Source organism: Paenalicyclobacillus cellulosilyticus, from assembly GCF_014647315.1.
Lineage (GTDB): Bacteria > Bacillota > Bacilli > Alicyclobacillales > Alicyclobacillaceae > Alicyclobacillus_J > Alicyclobacillus_J cellulosilyticus.
The window spans coordinates 1-240 of sequence record NZ_BMOY01000138.1; the positions used below are offsets into that span (position 1 = coordinate 1).

1 protein-coding gene is annotated in these 240 nt (G+C 41.7%); it reads right to left on the reverse strand.

The features are described 5' to 3' along the window. A partial coding sequence (locus tag IEX97_RS13785; protein WP_229776940.1) for a hypothetical protein occupies positions 1-240 on the reverse strand: 240 nt, incomplete at both ends.

Consider the following 240-nt stretch of genomic DNA (forward strand, 5'->3'; position numbering starts at 1 on the left):
TACTTGCCAACCTAAGGTTTTTTCCTTTTCACTCATCCAAAAACCAGGAATAACGTGTTTCAATGTCATCGTTAAATTGACCAGTAGTCTTGGAGTAAAAAAAATCCAGGCCAAATGCAGCAAAAAAGGATTAAAATAACGATCAATTTGGGCTATCCATGCGCGATACGAGGATAACTCGCCAGTTAATGGGGCCAGCGAAACCAGCAATCGACGGGAACGTATCGTCATTAAACGCAG